The following is a 16509-nucleotide window of genomic DNA, read 5'->3' on the forward strand; positions in this document are numbered from 1 at the left end:
CGCGGGCGCATAAAAAAGCCGGGGCGCACGCGCCCCGGCTTTTCCATCGGCATTCGCCGACGACGGATCAGCCCCGATCGGCTTATCCCGCTTGACCGCGGGTAACACGAAAGATCGTGCTGCCGGCGTCGTCACTGATGTACAGCGCGCCGTCGGCTGCCTGGGCCAGCCCGGCCGGCCGATGCTCGGCCTCGCCCGGCGAACGGATGGTGTCACTGCCGGTGAATCCCTTCGGTCCGGCGAAGGTCTTGTAATCGCCGCTGGGTTTACCGTCGGCGAACGGCTGGAATATCACACGATAGCCGGCCTGGGGGCTGGGCGCCCGGTTCCACGACCCGTGGAAGGCGATGAATGCGCCGTCGGCATAGCCTTTGCCCAGGCCCTCGCCTTGGCTGAACTGAATTGCCATTGGTGCCCAGTGGGCGGGATAAGCTGCGATCGGGTCCTCGAAGTTCTTACAGCGGCCAACCTTGTCACCGTCCCCGCCGTACTCGGGCCCGAGCACCTTCTTCTTCTGCTTCGGGTCGTAATAGCAGAACGGCCAGCCGAAGTTGTCACCTTCATCGACGGCGAACAGTTCCTCGGCCGGTAGATGGGCGCTTTGTTCCTGGGTGAACTCGTCCGGCCAGTTCGAATGCAGTTGGTCGCGCCCGTGCTGGGCCCCGTAGAGCTGGCCGTCGTGCCAGGCCAGCGCGAACATGTTTCGAATCCCCGTGGCAAAACGGGCATCCGGTGAGAATTTCTGTCCGGTATCGCTGGCCGAAAAACGCCAGATACCGCCATGTTCTTCTAGCAGGGGGCAGGGGTCCTGGCCTTTGGATCCGGGCGAGCGATCCTGTGCCTGACAGGCGTTGGACGGCGCGCCGATATTCACGAACAGCGAACCGTCATCGCTGACTGCCAGGCCTCGGGCCGAATGCGCGCTCTGCTGGGGCAGGCCGCTGACCAGATGTTCGGGCTCGCCCTCGGGCACGAGCGATTCGCCGAGTTTGTAGCGATAGATATCGGTGAGCGTGGCCGCATACAGCCAGCCGTCATGGATTGTCAGCCCGGTGGCACCGCCCTGACCGAAACTCTTGCGAGTGTCTGCCACTCCGTCGCCGTCGGTATCGCGCAGCGCCAACAGGGCGTGGCCGTCCACCTCGGTAGCCAGATTCACGTAGACGACGCCGTTGTCGGCGACCGCGAGATGCCGAGGCTGGCTGGCATCGGCGGCGAACTCGGTGGCACAGAAACCGTCCGGCAATGCCAGGCCTGCGGTATCGCAGCCTTCAGCGGCGAGGGCCGCGGGCACGGCCGCGAACGTGCCGGCAGCCAGCAGCGTGCCGCCGCACAGGATCCTGAAGGGCAGGTGTTTCATGACTCGTGGTCTGGGTTGAGTGTCGGCCCGGTTATAGCAGTTACCGTGAATGGTCGCAAAAAGCCAAAAAAACGATCAAGCAACTGTTGAAACGTTGCAGGGCGTCCCTATCTCTTCTGTCGTAATCAACGGGCCCGGCGGGTCGGGCCCGGCCAGACAGGAGGAATCATCATGTCCCTATCGCGTTATCAGCATCCGGCTTCCCCGGGCAGTCTGCTCGCCCAATTCAACGACGAGATCAACCGCATGTTCCTGCAGGACAACAACAGCTTTCCGTCTTTGACCGGCGGAAACTGGACACCGGCTGTGGATGTCCGTGAGACCGACCAGGCCTATTTCATCGAGGCCGAAGTGCCGGGCGTTGACCCCAAGGCGATCGAAATCACGCTCGACAAGGGCGTGCTTACGCTCAAGGGCGAGCGGCAGGACCATGACGCATCGGCAGATGCCGCCGATGATCGTGGTGCCGGTCAGGCCCGTTACCGCGAGCGCCGCTTCGGTGCCTTCGTACGACGTTTTTCGTTGCCCGAAACCGCCGACGAAGAGAACATCGTGGCGCAGGCCGACCACGGCGTGCTGCGTCTGACCATCCACAAGAAGCCGCAGCTGGAGCCGCGTCGGATCACCGTGCAGGTCTAGACCGGATCGCCGCCGAACGGCACGAGCGGGGCCTTGCGGCCCCGCTTTTTCCTGTATGACGCGTGGTCGGCGGCTTCAGTCGGCCGCGCGCAGGCTCGTCCAGGCCGGCTGGCGCAGGATATCGCGCAGGGCGATTACGCCCGAGGCGGTGATCACCAGCGTGGCCACGGCGATGGCGGCCAGCCACACCTCGCTGCGCCAGCTATAGCTCAGATCCAGTACCTGCGTGGCCAGTACGATGGCTGCTGCCTGGGCGACGATGGCCGCGAGCATCGATGAGCAAAGGCCGATCAGCGCACATTCGACCAGTGTGGCCTGGACCAGCCAGCGCGAACGCGCGCCCAACGCGCGCAGCAGGGCGGCTTCGCGCCGACGCTGGCCGAGACTGGCCTGCATCGCGGCCACCAGCACCACCAGACCGGCGGCCAGGGTGAAGCCGAAGACCAGTTCGACGGCCAGGCTCACACGGTCGACGAGCGTGGTCAGCTGATCGAGGATGGCATCGATATCGATCACGCTCACGTTCGGAAATGTTCGTACGAGGTCGACAATCAGCCCATGCCGTTCCGGCGGCAGGTAAAAGCTGGTGATATAGGTCGCCGGAAACCCGGCCAGGGTCTCCGGGGCGAACAGCACATAGAAATTGGCCTGCAGACTGGACCAGTCGATCGACCGGATACTGGTCACCTCGCCGGCGATCTCGCGTCCGGCGATATCGAAGCTCAGTCGGTCACCGAGGCCGGCATCCAGGCGCTCGGCCACCGACTCGTCGATCGACACACGTGGGGTGCCGGCATCGTTGGGATCGAACCAGCGCCCGGCGACGATTCGGTTGTCGGGCTTGAGCGTGGCGGTCCAGGACAGGTTGAGTTCGCGTCGGGTCAGTTCGCCGGCAGCTTCGGCACGCTGCGGGTCCGCATCGATGGCCTGCCCGTTCACCGCCGTCAGCCGGCCGCGCACCAGCGGATAGAACTGCGCATCGATTCCCTGGCCGTGCAGGTAGTCGGCGACCTGTGTGCGCTGGTCCGGCGTGATGTTGATCAAGAACCGGTTTGGCGCATCGGCGGCGATATCGGTCTGCCAGCCGGATAACAGATCGCCGCGTACGATCACCAGCATGAACAGCATGATCAGGCCGACGCCGAAGGCCACGATCTGCAGGATGCTGGCCGCTCGCCGTCGGCCGGTGGCGGCCAGTCCCAGGCGCAGGCCGGGGCCAAGACGAGCGCCCAGGCGTCCCCGCAGCCAGGCGACGCACCACAGCAGGGCGAACGCGCCCGCGCCGAGCAGCGCGATGCCGGTTGCGGTTGCCACCACGACCCAGACCGTGAGCATCACGTCGCCCGTGGCCGCAGCGGCCAGCACCAGGGTCGCTGCGATGGCGGCCAGATATACCGGCCAGGGCCCGCCGCCGGTGCCATCGAGCGAACGCGCCAGCACGCGGGCCGGCGGGGTGCGCCGGGCGCCGGCGAGTGCCGGCCAGGCAAAGCCGGCCAGAAGAACCGCCCCGGTCAACGGCGCCGCTGCGTAGGCCGCCCAGCCGGCCGCCGGCAGGTCGATCTCGAAGGCACGTGCGATGATTACCGAGATGCCGGCCTGGGCCAGGCTGCCCAGCGCCAGCCCCAGTCCGATACCCAGTATCCCGACGATCGCCAGCTGCCAGGCGAGCATGCGCGTAATCAGCCCGCGGGGTGCGCCCAGAGTTTTGAGCAGGGCGATCTCGTCTAAACGCGAGGTGGCATGCTGGCGGGCGGTCAGTGCGATCGCGACGCCGGCAAGCACCACGGCCACCAGAGCCGCCAGATCGAGAAAGACATCGGCGCGTTCAAGCGCGCGTGCCAGCGCCCGGTTGGATTCGGCCGGTGTACGCAGCCGTTCGCCGGTGCCCAAACTCCCTGCCAGCCGCTCGCGCAACGCCGAGACGGCGGCCGGCGGTCCGGCCAGCAGTTCGGCATATTGCGCCCGGCTGCCCGGGCCGAGCAGGCCGGTGGCTTTCAGATCGGCCGCGGCCATCATCACGCGCGGCGCGATATTGGCAAAGCCCGGCCCGCGGTCGGGCTCGACCACGAGCACCGCATCGATGACCAGTCGCGCCTCGCCCAACGTCAGCGTATCGCCAACGCCAAGGCCCTGGGCATCGAGCACACGCTGTTCGACCCAGACATGGCCGGGTGGTGGCGCCTGCCGTATGCGGGTCTGCGGGCTGCCCGGCGCACCCCGACGCAGGGTCACATCGCCACGCAGCGGGTAGTCGGGTGTGACCGCCTTGACCGATACAAGCGTAACCTGATCGTCGCCGCTGACCACGCTCGGGAAGACCGTCGTCGCCGCCCGGTGCACGCCGGCCTCGTCGATCCATGCAGCGCGCCGGGCATCCAGCGGCTCGCGCAGATCAAGCTTGAGATCGGCCGCGATGGTGACCCCGCCCTGGCGGGTCATGCCGGCTCGTACACGATCGGTCATCTGGTTGACTGCCGTGACCGCTGCCACCGCCACGATCAGTGCGACGAGCAAAATCGTCCATGCACTCTTGCCCTGGGCACGCGCGCCGTGGCGCCACGCCAGGCCGAACGCGCTCGTGCGTGGCCGGCTACTGGACATGGAGCCGCCCATCGCTCAGACGGGCGGTACGATCGCAGCGTGCGGCCAGCCCTTCGTCGTGGGTGACCAGCACCAGCGTGGTCTGCTGGTCGGCGTTGAGCGCGAACAGCTGATCGATGATCGCTGCACCCGTGGCCCGATCGAGATTGCCGGTCGGCTCGTCGGCGAACAGGATCTGCGGGCGGCAGGCAAAGGCCCGTGCTAGGGCGACGCGCTGTTGCTCACCGCCGGATAGCTGGCGCGGCGTATGCGCGATTCGATGGCCCAGACCGACCTGCTCGAGCAGCGTGCGTGCGGTAGTCCGTGCCGTGGCCGGATCGCTGCCGGCCAGTTCCAGTGGTAGCAGCACGTTATCCAGCGCCGACAGCCCGGCCAGCAGCTGGAACGACTGGAACACGAAGCCCACGCGCGCAGCGCGCCAGGCCGCCCGCTCGTCTTCGTCCATGCCCGACAGGTCGGCCCCGAGCAGTTCGACGCGGCCGCGCGTGGGCAGGTCGAGCCCGGCCAGCAGCGCCAGCAGCGTCGATTTGCCGGAGCCGGACGTACCGACGATGGCCAGGCTGTCGCCGGTATTCAGGTCCAGTTCGACCGCCTCGAGGATACTCAGGCGTTTGTCGCCACTGGCGACCGTCTTGGCCAGATCGATTGCTTTGATTGCAGGAGAGGACATTGACCACCGTGTATGAAAGCCGGCGTAACCGCCGTCGTGACAGTATCTTGCGCGCTCGGCTGATCGCGCTGTTCGTGGCCTTGGCGGCCCTGACCGTGTCGCTGCCGGTATACGCCGCGCCCACGGTTCTGGTTTTCGGCGATAGCCTCAGCGCCGGCTACGGCCTGGCGCGCGACGCCGGCTGGGTGGCGCTGCTCGAACGCCGACTGGCCGAACGCGACACGCCGGTCCGGGTGGTCAACGCCAGCGTATCCGGTGAGACCACCGCTGGCGGTCGTGCCCGCCTGGAGGGCGAACTGGCGCGAACCGAGCCGGATATCGTTATTCTCGAACTGGGCGGCAACGACGGACTGCGTGCGTTGCCGGTCGCGGACATGCAGACCAATCTGGCCGCCATGATTGCGGCCAGCCGCGCAGCCGGCGCACGTGTGCTGCTGCTGGGCATGCGTATCCCTGCCAACTATGGCAAGCGCTACAGCGAACAGTTCCACCGTGCGTTCGAACAGACCGCTGATAAACAGGATGTGGCCTACGTGCCGTTCTTTCTCGCGCCAATCGCCAACGATCGGGCCAATTTCCAGGACGACGGTATCCACCCGAACGCCGAGGCGCAGCCAGCCATGCTCGATGCGGTCTGGCCGACGCTCAAGCCCCTGATCGACCAAACGCTTAGCCAAACGCCGGCGGCGGGGTGAAGTCCAGTCCGGCCGCGGCCAGGTGTCGGGCGAAGGCAATCGTGGTCAGATCCTGGCCGTAGCCGGCTACGATCTGCAGTCCCACCGGCAGACCGTCGTCGGACAGGCCCACCGGGGCGCTGGTCGCCGGCAGCCCGGCCACCGTAGCCGGTGCGATCCAGCGGAACAGGTGGGTATAGCCGTGGCTGTCGCCGTCGATATCGATCTTGCGTGACAGCACGTTGCCGCCGTGGTCATGGGGGATGGCAGGCACGCATACGCCGGGCAGAAGCACCACGTCGTAGTCGGCGAACAACGCCTGCCATTCGTCGCGCAGCCGATGCCGCTGCTCGTTGGCGTCCGCCCAGTCCCGATGACTGGCAGTCGCCCGCTGGCCAAAACCGCCAAGGGTGCCCGGCTTGGTACGGCCGAGCAGGCCCAGCAGTGCGGCACCACGTCGTGCCTTGGCATAGAGCTTGTCGGGAATCGCCGCCCCCACCATGCCGTTGAGCAGACGGTCGTAGATATCGTAACCGGCCTCGAACCCACCCGGCAGATCGTTCAGGCGGGTCACGTTGGCGCCGGCCCGTCGTGCGCTTTCAAGCGCCTCTTCGAGCCGGGTTCGGGTGGCGTCGGCCAGCGGACAGAATGCGTGTTCGAAACAGTAGGCGATACGGAAGTCCGCCAGGGTGACCGGTTTGGGCGCGGGCAGGTGGGTCTGCCAGAGCGTGCTTTCAATGGTGTCAGGGCCGGCAAGTACCTCCAGCGCAAGCGCGAGATCGTCGGCACTGCGAGCCAGCGGTCCGGCCACGCACAGGTCCGGTTCGGCGCGCGTGCCGGGCGGGCCGGGGATATGCCCGCGCAGCGGGATCAGCCCGTAGGATGCCTTGTGGCCATACACGCCGCACCAGCTGGCCGGCGTACGGATCGAGCCGGCCAGGTCGGAGCCGATCTCGAGCGCGGTGAAACCCGCCGCCAGAGCGGCGGCCGCGCCGCCCGACGAGCCGCCCGACGTGCGTTCGGCGTTCCACGGGTTGTTCGTGGTGCCGTAGATGCTGTTGAAGCTCTGTACGTCCTGGGCCAGGCGCGGCGTGTTGGTCTTGCCGAAGATCACCGCGCCGGCACTCTTCAGGCGGGCGACGGTCACCGCATCGTGCGTACTGACATAGTCCTTGAGACGCGGTTCGCCTACGACGGTGGGCAGTCCGGCCGCCTCGAACGTGTCCTTGACGGTCATCGGTACGCCGTGCAGCGGCCCCCAGCGTTCGCCAGCGGCAATCGCCGCATCGGCGGCATCGGCGCGCGCACGTGCGGCTTCCACATCCATGGCGATCACGGCGTTCACGGCCTCACCCATGTGTTCGATACGCGCCAGAAAATGATCCAGCGCCACACGGCTGGTTATCTGGCCGTCTGCGATGGCGGCTGCCAGGGCGGTGGCGGACAGTCGATGTATGTCGGTCATGCGGTCGGGCTCGTGGCGATAGTCGTTGGTCGGCGCGACGGGTTGGCCGCGACTCGTTCGAGCCGTGCCCCGACGAGATGGCGGATGGCCGGCCAGGCTGTGCGCCGGTGAATCAGCGGGCTTTTCATTGTGACTGCCCGGCGGGTTTGAGGGCCTTGAACAGCGCGGTCTTGAAACGCGCCGGCGCTTCGATCGGCGGCAGATGACCGATGCCCTCGAAGCTGACCAGTTCGGCGTTCGGCATGCGCCGGACCGCTTCGTCGGCCAGCTGCGGATAGTCGCCGAGCGTGGCGGCGACGTCCTTGCTGACCAGATCCTTGCCGAGCGCGGTCCTGTCGCGGGTGCCGATCATCAGCGTGATGGGCATGTCGAGCTGCTCGAACTCGTAGAACACCGGCTGGGTATAGATCATGTCGTAGGTTGCGGCCTGCGACCAGGCGACCTCGGCCTTGTCATCGCCGGCATACATGCCCGCCAGCAGTCGTGCCCAGCGGTCGTAGTCGTCATTCCATGCGCCGTCGTAGTAGCTCTTGATCTGGTAGGCCTTGATCGCGGCGTAGTTCTTGTTCATCTCACGGGCATACCAGGCATTCATGCCGCGATAGGGCACGCCCTTGGCCTTCCAGTCCTCCAGGCCCAGCGGGTCGACCAGCACCAGCTGGTCGAGCGTGTCCGGATACATCAGGGCGTAGCGCATGGCCAGCATGCCGCCCATCGAGTGGCCCACCAGGGTGAAGTGCTCGATATCCAGCGAGCCGAGCAGGGCGCGGGTGTTTTCGGCCAGATGGTGGAAGGTATAGCTGTAGGCGGCGGGCTTGTCTGATTTGCAGAACCCGATCTGGTCGGGAACGATCACTCGGTAACCGTTGTCGGTGAGCGCCTCGGCGGTGTCTTGCCAGTAGGCGCCGCAGAAGTTCTTGCCATGCAACAGCACCACCACCGGCGGGTCGACGATCTCATCGTCGGGTGCGATATCCATATAGGCCATCTCGACTTCGCCGTTCGGACTGTCGATGGCAAACCGCGACACCGGCCAGGGGTAGTCGTAGTTCTGAAGATTGGCCCCCAGGGCGGGGACATCGGCCGTATCGCCGGTATCGCTCGACGCCGCCGTTGCGGCCTGGGCCGGCAGCAGCACGGCGGACAGGGCCAGCGCGGCCAGGCCGGTCCGGACCCACGACTGGCAAGGCAAGGCAATTGATGGAGGCATGACGGTTTTGCGGTTGAACGATACCGCCGCAGGATACCCAGTTGTCGCCATCGATCGCCAACCGGCGCGGAACATTCGGCATCCGGCGGGGTTCTAAGTGCGTAGTCGTTGGGACTGACGGACCGGGCACCGCCGGATTGCTGCGGCCAGGGGGTTTCTTGTCGATATCCGATAGCACGCGCGTCGTGCGCGCTGGCTGCGCGCTGTGCCTGAGTCTGCTTGGCCTTGCTGTGACGGGGCTGGCTGCCGAGCCGGCGCTGGTGAGCGTGGCCGAGGTCGAGCAGCGCCGATGGCGCCAGACCGTGCCGCTGCACGGCACGCTCACCTCGCCGCGTGACGCGCGGCTGACCCCGCGGCTTGCCGGGCTCGTCGAACGGGTCGACGTGGACGCCGGCGACCGGGTGCGCGCCGGTGACACGCTGATCGTGCTCGACCGCCGGCTGGACGAGCTCACTCTCGACACGCTCATCGCCTCGGTCGCCGAAGCCCGTGCCGCGCGCGACGAGGCCCGACGACTGCTGCGCGAGTCACGCCAGCTCGGCGACCGTGGTGCGGTGTCGGCCACGGAACTGGCCGCCCGGCGCTCGCAGCTGGCGATCCGACAGGCGAATCTGGATCGTCTGGAGGCGGAGGCTGCACGCCAGCGAGAACGGCTCGAGCGCCATGCCGTGCTGGCCCCGTTCGACGGCGTGGTACGTGAACGCCTGGTCGAACCGGGCGAATATGTCGCCGAGACCACGGCTGTGGTCGGGCTGGTGGCGATCGATCGGCTGAGGCTGGATGTGGCCGCCCCGCAGCAGTATTACGATCTGATCCGGCCCGGCATGCCGGTACGTATCCTGCCCGAGGCCGGTTCCGAACGGGTGATCGAGGCCGCCGTGGATGTGACCGTGCCCGCCTCCGATGCGCAGGCGCGCAGTTTCCTAGTACGTATCTTCGTGGACAACGACGCTGCCCGCCTGACGCCCGGCATGTCGGCCCGGGTCCTGTTTGATCTGCAGACCGATGAGCACGTGCGCGTGGCGCCGCGGGATGCGCTGGTGCGGATGCCGGGCGGCGGCGGCACGCGTATGTGGGTCATCCGGGACGATACGGCTGGCGACGGCGTGCGCGCGGTGATGCGTCAGGTCAGCCTTGGCCGCAGCGCCGATGGCTGGGTAGAGATTCTCGCCGGTGTACAGGCGGGCGAGCAGGTCGTGGTACGTGGCAATGAAAGCCTGGGCAGCGACCAACCCGTACGCGTACGCCAGGATCGCGGTGTGCACACCAGTGCCGCGGATCCGCCCGCTGTCGACACGGGCGGGGCGCCTGGCGCCGAGCGACGCTCGCTGCGCCTGTCAGCGCCAGACCCGCAATAGGACGCCACGATGTTCGAGGCCATTGCCCGTCGCGGCACGCTGGTAACCATTGTCGTGCTGCTGATCTGTCTGTTCGGCGTGCTCGCGGCCATGCGCATTCCGGTACAGATGATCCCCGATCTGGCGGTTCGCACGATCACCGTCACCACCAGCTGGCCCGGGGCGACGCCACAGGACGTCGAGAACGAGATCCTCATCGAACAGGAGGAATATCTGGCCAACATCATCGGCCTGCAGCGCATGGTCGCGACCGCGCGCACCGGCGAAGCCGAGGTCGAGCTGGAATTCGCCTTTTCGGCGGATATCAACGAAGCGTTGATCCGGGTGACCAACGCGCTCATGCAGGTGCCGAGTTATCCCGAGGACGTGGACGAACCGGAGGTGGTGGCGGCTTCGTTCTCGCAGAACTCGTTCATGTATTTCAACGTCGCGCCCGTGGCCGGCAACCCGGCCGGGCTGGATATGGACTTCATGCGTGATTTCGTCGACGACGAAGTGCGGCGGCGCATGGAACGTGTTGAAGGCGTGGCCGATGTCGAAGTGCGCGGCGGCGCCGATCGCCAGATTCAGGTGCAGATCGATCCGGCCCGGCTGGCGGCGCGCGGGCTGACCCTGACCGACGTGCGCGAGGCCATCCGGGCGCGCAATCGCGATATTTCAGGCGGCGACATGGACGCCGGCAAGCGTCGTTACCTGATCCGCACGGTTGGCCGCTTCGACGATGTCGAGGGTCTGTCCGGCGTGGTACTGGAGCGTACCGGCGATACGATCACCACCCTGGGCGACGTCGCCCGCGTCCGGCTGGATCATGCCGAGGTGCGCACGCTGGCCTACTACAACGATCAGCGCATCGTTCGTCTGCTGGTGCGTCGCCAGCCCGGCTCCAACGTCATCGACATCAAATCCGCGATGCTCGCACTCATGCCCCGCCTCAACGACGAGGTGCTGGCGCCAGCTGGCATGCGGATGACGCTGTCGTCCGACGACGTGCGCTACGTCGCCGCCTCGATCGCCAGCGTCTGGCGCAATCTGGCCATCGGCGCGGTGCTGGCCGCGCTGGTGATGTTCGCCTTCCTGCGCTCGGGGTATGCCACGCTCATCGCGGTGGCGGGGATTCCGATCTGTGCCATCTCGGCGTTCATCGGGCTGCTGGCGTTCGGTCGCACGATCAACGTGATCTCGCTGGCCGGCATCGCGTTCGCTATCGGCATGACGCTGGACAACGCCATCGTGGTGCTCGAGAACATCGCCCGGCTGCGCGAGGCCGGACGCAGCCGCTGGCAGGCCGCCATCGAGGGTGTGCGCGAGGTCTGGCCGGCAGTGGCTGCCTCCACGCTGACCACGATCATGGTGTTCGCGCCGGTGTTGTTCATTACCGAGAAGGCTGGCCAGCTGTATTCCGATATCTCGATCGCGATCTCGGCTGCGATCGCGACCTCCATGCTGGTGGCGATTCTGGTGGTACCCACCGCGGCGGCGCGGGTACTGGCCGCACCGGCGGTCAACGGCGGCGGCCGGGGGCGTTTTTCACGCGTGGTGCTCGGTTTGTGCGACTGGATCGTGGCCCGCCGTGCCCGTCGTTACGCCACGATGGCCACGATCGCCGGCGCGCTGGGCCTGGGCCTGTTCACGCTCACCCCGCCGGCGGAGTATCTGCCGGACGGCGAGGAGGCCAAGACGTTCTCCTCGATGCTGCCCCCGCCTGGCTACAACCTCGCCGAACTGGCTGCGGTGGGCGAGGACCTTCGTACTCGCTTCATGCGCTACGTGCCGGACGAACACGGCGAGATCGCGGCCACCGACGGCGCTATGCCGGCCATCGCCTACATGAACATGGACATCTCGACCGACGAGCTGCGCATCATCGCCGAGCCCGTGGATGCGGCACAGATCGGCGCGCTCATGAACGCTTTCAACACCGCCTTCGAGGACGTGCCCGGCATGCGTGCCTTTTCCACCAAGGGCTCGATCATCTCGTCCAACGACGGCGGTACCCGCGCGATCAATATCGATATCTCGGGGACGGACCTGGCCGGTCTGTATGCGGCCGCCAGTGCGATCTACGACCGGGCCGGCGATGTCTTCGACAATCCCCAGATACTGGCCGAGCCGTCCACGCTGACGCTCGGCCAGCCGTTGTTGCGCATCGAGCCCGACCATGCCCGGATCGCCGAGCTCGGTTTGTCCGCCGAGGAGATCGGCTATGCGATTGCCGCGCTCGTCGACGGTGCGTATGTCGACGAGTTCTTCTTCTCGGACGACAAGGTCGATATCTATCTCTATGACGCGTCCGGCAAGCCCGATGACGTGGATAGCATTTCCCGGCTGCCCATCTATACCCGGGCTGCGGGCGTGCTCCCGGTGATCGCGCTGGCCGACGTCGTTCCGACCGTCGATACCGACGTGATCCGGCGGCTGGACAGCCGTCGTACCGTGACCGTCCGCGTGATTCCGCCGCCCGACGTGCCGCTCGAGGCCGGCGTGGCACGCGTCAACCGTGACGTGATCGGCGCATTGCGCGACGAGGGCGTGCTCGATGCGTCGCTGGCGCTCGACATCTCCGGGGCCAGCGACGAACTGGATACCACCCGTGCCGCTCTGACCGGCAATTACCTGGTGGCGCTGGCCGTATGTTATCTGCTGCTGGTGGCGATCTTCTCGCACTGGGGTTATCCGTTGCTGATCCTGACCAGCGTGCCGCTGGGCATTGCCGGCGGCATCGTCGGCCTGGCCGCGCTCAACGCCGTGGGCGGGTGGCTGCCGGCGATCGGGCTGGCCCCACTGACCCAGCCGTTCGATCTGATCACCATGCTGGGTTTTCTGATCCTGGTGGGCACCGTGGTCAACAATCCGATCCTCATCGTCGAGGCCGCGCGCGCCAATCGGGCCGCCGGGCTGGCACCGGCTGTGGCTGTCCGCGAGGCCGTGGCCGTGCGCCTGCGCCCGATCCTGATGACCACGATCACGACCACCTTCGGGCTGGCACCGCTGGTGTTCCTGCCGGGCGCGGGCACCGAGCTCTACCGTGGACTCGGGGCCATCGTGATGTTCGGGCTGTTGTTCACCATGGCTACCACGGTGACCTTTCTACCGGCGATGCTGACCTCCGTGATGGAATATGGTGAGCGGCGATTGCGGTCGTCGACATAGCCTGTATTCGCTGCTTCTCGATCAACTGCCTGGATTGATTCGGTCTCGGGATTTCGCGCGGTTGCGCGAGCTAATCCTCTCTGCTTGTTCACATGGAAGCGACCAAAGCAATGGACACCCTCGCTCGCGTCGGCGCTACGCGCTGATGCCCTGCGCTGCCCGCGCGGCCGGGGCACCGCCGGAACCCGCCGCGCGGCGCGCGACTCAGATATCCAACGTCTCGATCCCCGTCCGCGCTCCGCCGCTCGGCGCGCCGCCAAGGGAATAGGTACAGCCGAGCTCGCCAAGGCTCACTCGATGGCATGATTTTTCGTAGGTGGCGTAAGCCGACAGGAACGCAGCTACAGGCGACGATTCAGTTCGTCACGGTAGCGACTCAGGACTCCGGGCTAAGCCGCCTGTATTCGGGTCCCGTGCGGAGCGACGAGAAGCGCAGGGCCGAAGGGTGTCCGGCGCACGGCGCCGGGCCGGCCGGCTGTCTGAGGATCGCCAAAGCGATCCGAGCCTAGTTAACAGACTAGGGCCGCATCGCTTCGGCACGAGCATCGCAGTATCGCCCCGAGAGGCGGAGCAGGGTCTTCCCACAGCGTGCTGTGGGATGCGACCCTCGGCGGCGCGAACCGTACGAGTAGTCGCCTCGGGGCGTCTGCCGAACGCCGGCGGTCGCATCCCAGCGATGCTGGAAACGCCCTGCTCCTCGCCTCGTACGACCGGCGTGCTTCACGCCGGCGCGCAACCCGGGTGACCTTTTCTTTGCTTGCATTCGTTTGGACAAGCAAACGAAAGTGTGTCGCACAGCCGTACGAAACAGACGGTTCGACAAACCCGTGGGTGCCGACCGGTCCGGGGCAACAAGGCGTGCTTGAAAACAGTCAACGCCGGGCCGATATACATTGCACGCAACCGAGTCCGGCAAGTGTGGAGGCCGGACGCCTCAAGGAGCTTCGAGTGAGCGATCTATTCCAGCCCTGGACGATCGGCGACGTGACGTTTCGCAACCGTATCTTCGTATCGCCCATGTGCCAGTACTCGGCCGAGAACGGTTTTCCCAACGACTGGCATTTCGTGCATCTGGGCAGCCGGGCGGTCGGCGGTGCAGGGCTCGTGATGATGGAGGCCACGGCCGTCACCCCCGAGGGCCGTATCACGCCTGGCGATCTGGGTATCTGGTCTGACGAGCACATCGCGGAGTTCAAGCGCAATGCCGATTTCATCAAGGCCCAGGGCGCTGCCGTGGGCGTACAGCTGGCCCATGCCGGACGCAAGGCGTCCTGCGATGCGCCGTGGCGCGGCGGCGCGGCGCTGACCGCCGAGCAGGGGGCCTGGCAGACGGTGGCCCCGAGCGCGATCGCGTTTTCCGACAACGCGCCGACGCCGAAGGCATTGAGCACCGACGAGATGGCCGAGATCGTGGACGCGTTCGTGGACGCGGCCCGCCGGGCCGACGAAGCCGGCATGGACATGATTGAGGTCCACGGCGCCCACGGCTACCTGCTGCACGAGTTCGTCTCGCCGTTGTCCAACCGGCGCGAAGACGAGTACGGCGGCAGCCTGGAAAACCGTGTGCGCTTCCCGCTGGAGGTCGTGCGTGCGGTACGCCGCGTCTGGCCCAAGCACAAGCCGCTGTTCTACCGGGTATCGGCCAGCGATTGGGAAGACGGCGGTTGGGATATCGAGCAGACCGTGCAGTTGGCCCACTGGCTCAAGGCTGAAGGCGTCGATCTGATCGACTGCTCGGGTGGCGGCAACACGCCGACGGCCAAGATTCCGGTCGGGCCGGGCTACCAGACCGGGTTCGCCGCGCGTATCCGGCGCGAGGTGGGTATCGCCACCGGGGCAGTCGGCCTGATCACCGATCCGGTTCAGGCCGAGCATATCCTGCATTCCGGCCAGGCCGACTGCGTGCTGCTGGCGCGCGAAATGCTGCGGGATCCGTATTTCCCGCTGCGAGCAGCCTCCGAACTGCACGGGGAACAGGGCGACTGGCCCGTCCAGTACGAACGCGCCGCGCGCTGACCGGCCCGGACCGCACCGGCGATCGGTCGTCGGGCGGCCGGGTTCGGTTCGGCCTCCTGTTCGACCGTCTGGCCGCCTGCGGCCTCGGCTCGTGCTCTGGATGGATCGGGCGGGTCGGCCAACCCGGCAGCGGGTTGACCCGCCGTCCGGCGTGTCGGGATTTGGTCGGCCCCGGCGCGGTCGAGCCCGGCCCTGGCGTGCCGGTCCTCGGGAGTGCGTCGCGCCGCCATGGTCGGGCACTCGCGCGAATCATCAACAGTCCCTAGAATCCCGGTTCGGTTTCGTGCTGCGTTGCGGCAGACGGCGCGCCAGCGGTTAGAATTGTATTATGAAGCGACCGGCATTCATCCCCGATAATTTCATCATCGCCCTGGTGGGGGCGATCGTTCTGGCCAGCTTCCTGCCGATTTCCGGCATGGCCGCGACGATCTACGGCCACGTCACGACAGCGGCCATCGCACTGCTGTTCTTTCTGCACGGGGCCAAGCTGTCGCGCGAGGCGGTCTATGCCGGGGCGACCAACTGGCGGCTGCATCTATGCGTGCTGATCGCGACCTTCGCGCTGTTTCCGCTGATCGGGCTGGCCTCGCGGCCTCTGCTGCTGGGCTGGCTGACGCCGGAACTGTTCGCCGGTCTGTTGTTCCTGTGCGTGCTGCCTTCCACCGTGCAGTCGTCCATCGCCTTCACATCGGTGGCCCGGGGCAACGTGCCCGCTGCGGTCTGCAGTGCGAGCCTGTCGAATCTGCTGGGCGTGTTCATCACGCCGCTGCTGGCCGGCCTGTTGATCTCGACCCAAGGCAGCGCCGGCGTGTCGCTGGACGCGGTGACGTCCATCTTTCTCGAGATCCTGCTGCCGTTCGTGCTCGGCCAGGTCGCACGCCGCTGGGTCGGTGGGTGGGTGGCTGCACACCCGAAGCTGGTGAAGTTCGTCGACCAGGGTTCGATCGTGCTGGTGGTCTACGGTGCGTTCAGTGCGTCCGTCCATGAAGGGTTGTGGCAGCAGCTGCCGCTGAGCGCGCTGATCGTGCTCGCGGTGGTGGTGACCGTTCTGCTCGCGATCGTGATGCTCGTGACCTTCGCCATCGGGCGACGTTTTTTCGCCCGTGAAGACGAAATCGTTTTGCTGTTCTGCGGCTCGAAGAAGAGCCTGGCCAGTGGTATTCCCATCGCCAAGGTGCTGTTTGCCAGCGGCACGCTCGGCAGCGTCGTGTTGCCGCTGATGCTGTTCCATCAGATTCAGCTGCTGGTCTGTGCCTACGTTGCGCGCCGCTACGGACTCGCCGCCGATGCCGCGGACGCGGCGCGCGCCGGCAAGACCGCGCCGGTGGCCGGGCGCTCCTGAGCGCGGACCGGGCCATCGCCGGTT

Annotated in this window: 11 protein-coding genes; 6 read left to right on the forward strand and 5 right to left on the reverse strand. The window is 66.7% G+C overall.

Going from position 1 to position 16509, the window contains the following annotated elements:
• Window positions 1-82: 82 nt before the first annotated feature.
• Window positions 83-1360 (reverse strand): PQQ-dependent sugar dehydrogenase, encoded by a 1278-nt coding sequence (locus T31B1_RS05630; protein ID WP_353248461.1) that lies wholly within the window; start codon window positions 1358-1360, stop codon window positions 83-85.
• 171 nt (window positions 1361-1531) lie between these two features.
• On the opposite strand from T31B1_RS05630, the gene T31B1_RS05635 reads away from it, so the two are divergent.
• Window positions 1532-1999 carry an Hsp20/alpha crystallin family protein gene (locus tag T31B1_RS05635; RefSeq protein WP_353248462.1) on the forward strand — a complete coding sequence of 156 codons (468 nt, stop codon included), beginning with the start codon at window positions 1532-1534 and terminating at the stop codon, window positions 1997-1999.
• A 75-nt stretch (window positions 2000-2074) separates the two neighbouring features.
• On the opposite strand, the gene T31B1_RS05640 is transcribed toward T31B1_RS05635, so the two are convergent.
• Window positions 2075-4600, reverse strand: coding sequence for an ABC transporter permease (locus T31B1_RS05640; RefSeq protein ID WP_353248463.1), 2526 nt, complete (start codon window positions 4598-4600; stop codon window positions 2075-2077).
• Window positions 4590-5270, reverse strand: coding sequence for an ABC transporter ATP-binding protein (locus T31B1_RS05645; protein ID WP_353248464.1), 681 nt, complete (start codon window positions 5268-5270; stop codon window positions 4590-4592). Before T31B1_RS05645 ends, T31B1_RS05640 begins: the two co-directional genes overlap by 11 nt.
• A gap of 8 nt (window positions 5271-5278) precedes the next feature.
• On the opposite strand from T31B1_RS05645, the gene T31B1_RS05650 reads away from it, so the two are divergent.
• Window positions 5279-5965 (forward strand): arylesterase, encoded by a 687-nt coding sequence (locus T31B1_RS05650; protein WP_353248760.1) that lies wholly within the window; start codon window positions 5279-5281, stop codon window positions 5963-5965.
• Here T31B1_RS05650 and T31B1_RS05655 read toward each other — a convergent pair.
• Both T31B1_RS05655 and T31B1_RS05660 read right to left on the reverse strand, forming a co-directional pair.
• On the reverse strand, window positions 5940-7409 hold the full coding sequence (locus tag T31B1_RS05655) for an amidase (RefSeq protein WP_353248465.1): 1470 nt from the start codon (window positions 7407-7409) through the stop codon (window positions 5940-5942). The two genes, T31B1_RS05650 and T31B1_RS05655, sit on opposite strands and share 26 nt — an antisense overlap.
• 124 nt (window positions 7410-7533) lie before the next feature.
• Window positions 7534-8619: an alpha/beta fold hydrolase gene (locus T31B1_RS05660; RefSeq protein WP_353248466.1), complete on the reverse strand. Its 1086-nt coding sequence runs from the start codon at window positions 8617-8619 to the stop codon at window positions 7534-7536.
• 158 nt (window positions 8620-8777) lie between these two features.
• Between T31B1_RS05660 and T31B1_RS05665 the strand changes: the two genes are divergently transcribed.
• From T31B1_RS05665 to T31B1_RS05680, 4 genes are all read left to right on the forward strand, one after another.
• Complete coding sequence (locus T31B1_RS05665) at window positions 8778-9977, forward strand: efflux RND transporter periplasmic adaptor subunit (protein ID WP_353248467.1); 1200 nt, start codon at window positions 8778-8780, stop codon at window positions 9975-9977.
• Between the two features lie 9 nt (window positions 9978-9986).
• Window positions 9987-13127 (forward strand): efflux RND transporter permease subunit, encoded by a 3141-nt coding sequence (locus T31B1_RS05670; RefSeq protein ID WP_353248468.1) that lies wholly within the window; start codon window positions 9987-9989, stop codon window positions 13125-13127.
• A 948-nt stretch (window positions 13128-14075) separates the two neighbouring features.
• On the forward strand, window positions 14076-15143 hold the full coding sequence (locus T31B1_RS05675; RefSeq protein ID WP_353248469.1) for an NADH:flavin oxidoreductase/NADH oxidase: 1068 nt from the start codon (window positions 14076-14078) through the stop codon (window positions 15141-15143).
• A 328-nt stretch (window positions 15144-15471) separates the two neighbouring features.
• Window positions 15472-16485, forward strand: a complete 1014-nt coding sequence (locus T31B1_RS05680) for a bile acid:sodium symporter family protein (RefSeq protein ID WP_353248470.1) — start codon at window positions 15472-15474, stop codon at window positions 16483-16485.
• Window positions 16486-16509 lie beyond the last annotated feature (24 nt).

Origin of the sequence: Salinisphaera sp. T31B1, from assembly GCF_040361275.1 — a bacterium.
In the GTDB taxonomy this organism is placed as follows: Bacteria; Pseudomonadota; Gammaproteobacteria; order Nevskiales; family Salinisphaeraceae; genus Salinisphaera.

Excerpts from the sequence above, each read along its gene's own strand:
- T31B1_RS05645 (WP_353248464.1), bottom strand. The coding sequence starts at position 5,270 with ATGTCCTCTCCTGCAATCAAAGCAATCGATCTGGCCAAGACGGTCGCC.
- T31B1_RS05640 (WP_353248463.1), bottom strand. The coding sequence starts at position 4,600 with ATGTCCAGTAGCCGGCCACGCACGAGCGCGTTCGGCCTGGCGTGGCGC.
- T31B1_RS05655 (WP_353248465.1), bottom strand. The coding sequence starts at position 7,409 with ATGACCGACATACATCGACTGTCCGCCACCGCCCTGGCAGCCGCCATC.
- T31B1_RS05670 (WP_353248468.1), top strand. The coding sequence starts at position 9,987 with ATGTTCGAGGCCATTGCCCGTCGCGGCACGCTGGTAACCATTGTCGTG.
- T31B1_RS05680 (WP_353248470.1), top strand. The coding sequence starts at position 15,472 with ATGAAGCGACCGGCATTCATCCCCGATAATTTCATCATCGCCCTGGTG.
- T31B1_RS05630 (WP_353248461.1), bottom strand. The coding sequence starts at position 1,360 with ATGAAACACCTGCCCTTCAGGATCCTGTGCGGCGGCACGCTGCTGGCT.
- T31B1_RS05660 (WP_353248466.1), bottom strand. The coding sequence starts at position 8,619 with ATGCCTCCATCAATTGCCTTGCCTTGCCAGTCGTGGGTCCGGACCGGC.
- T31B1_RS05635 (WP_353248462.1), top strand. The coding sequence starts at position 1,532 with ATGTCCCTATCGCGTTATCAGCATCCGGCTTCCCCGGGCAGTCTGCTC.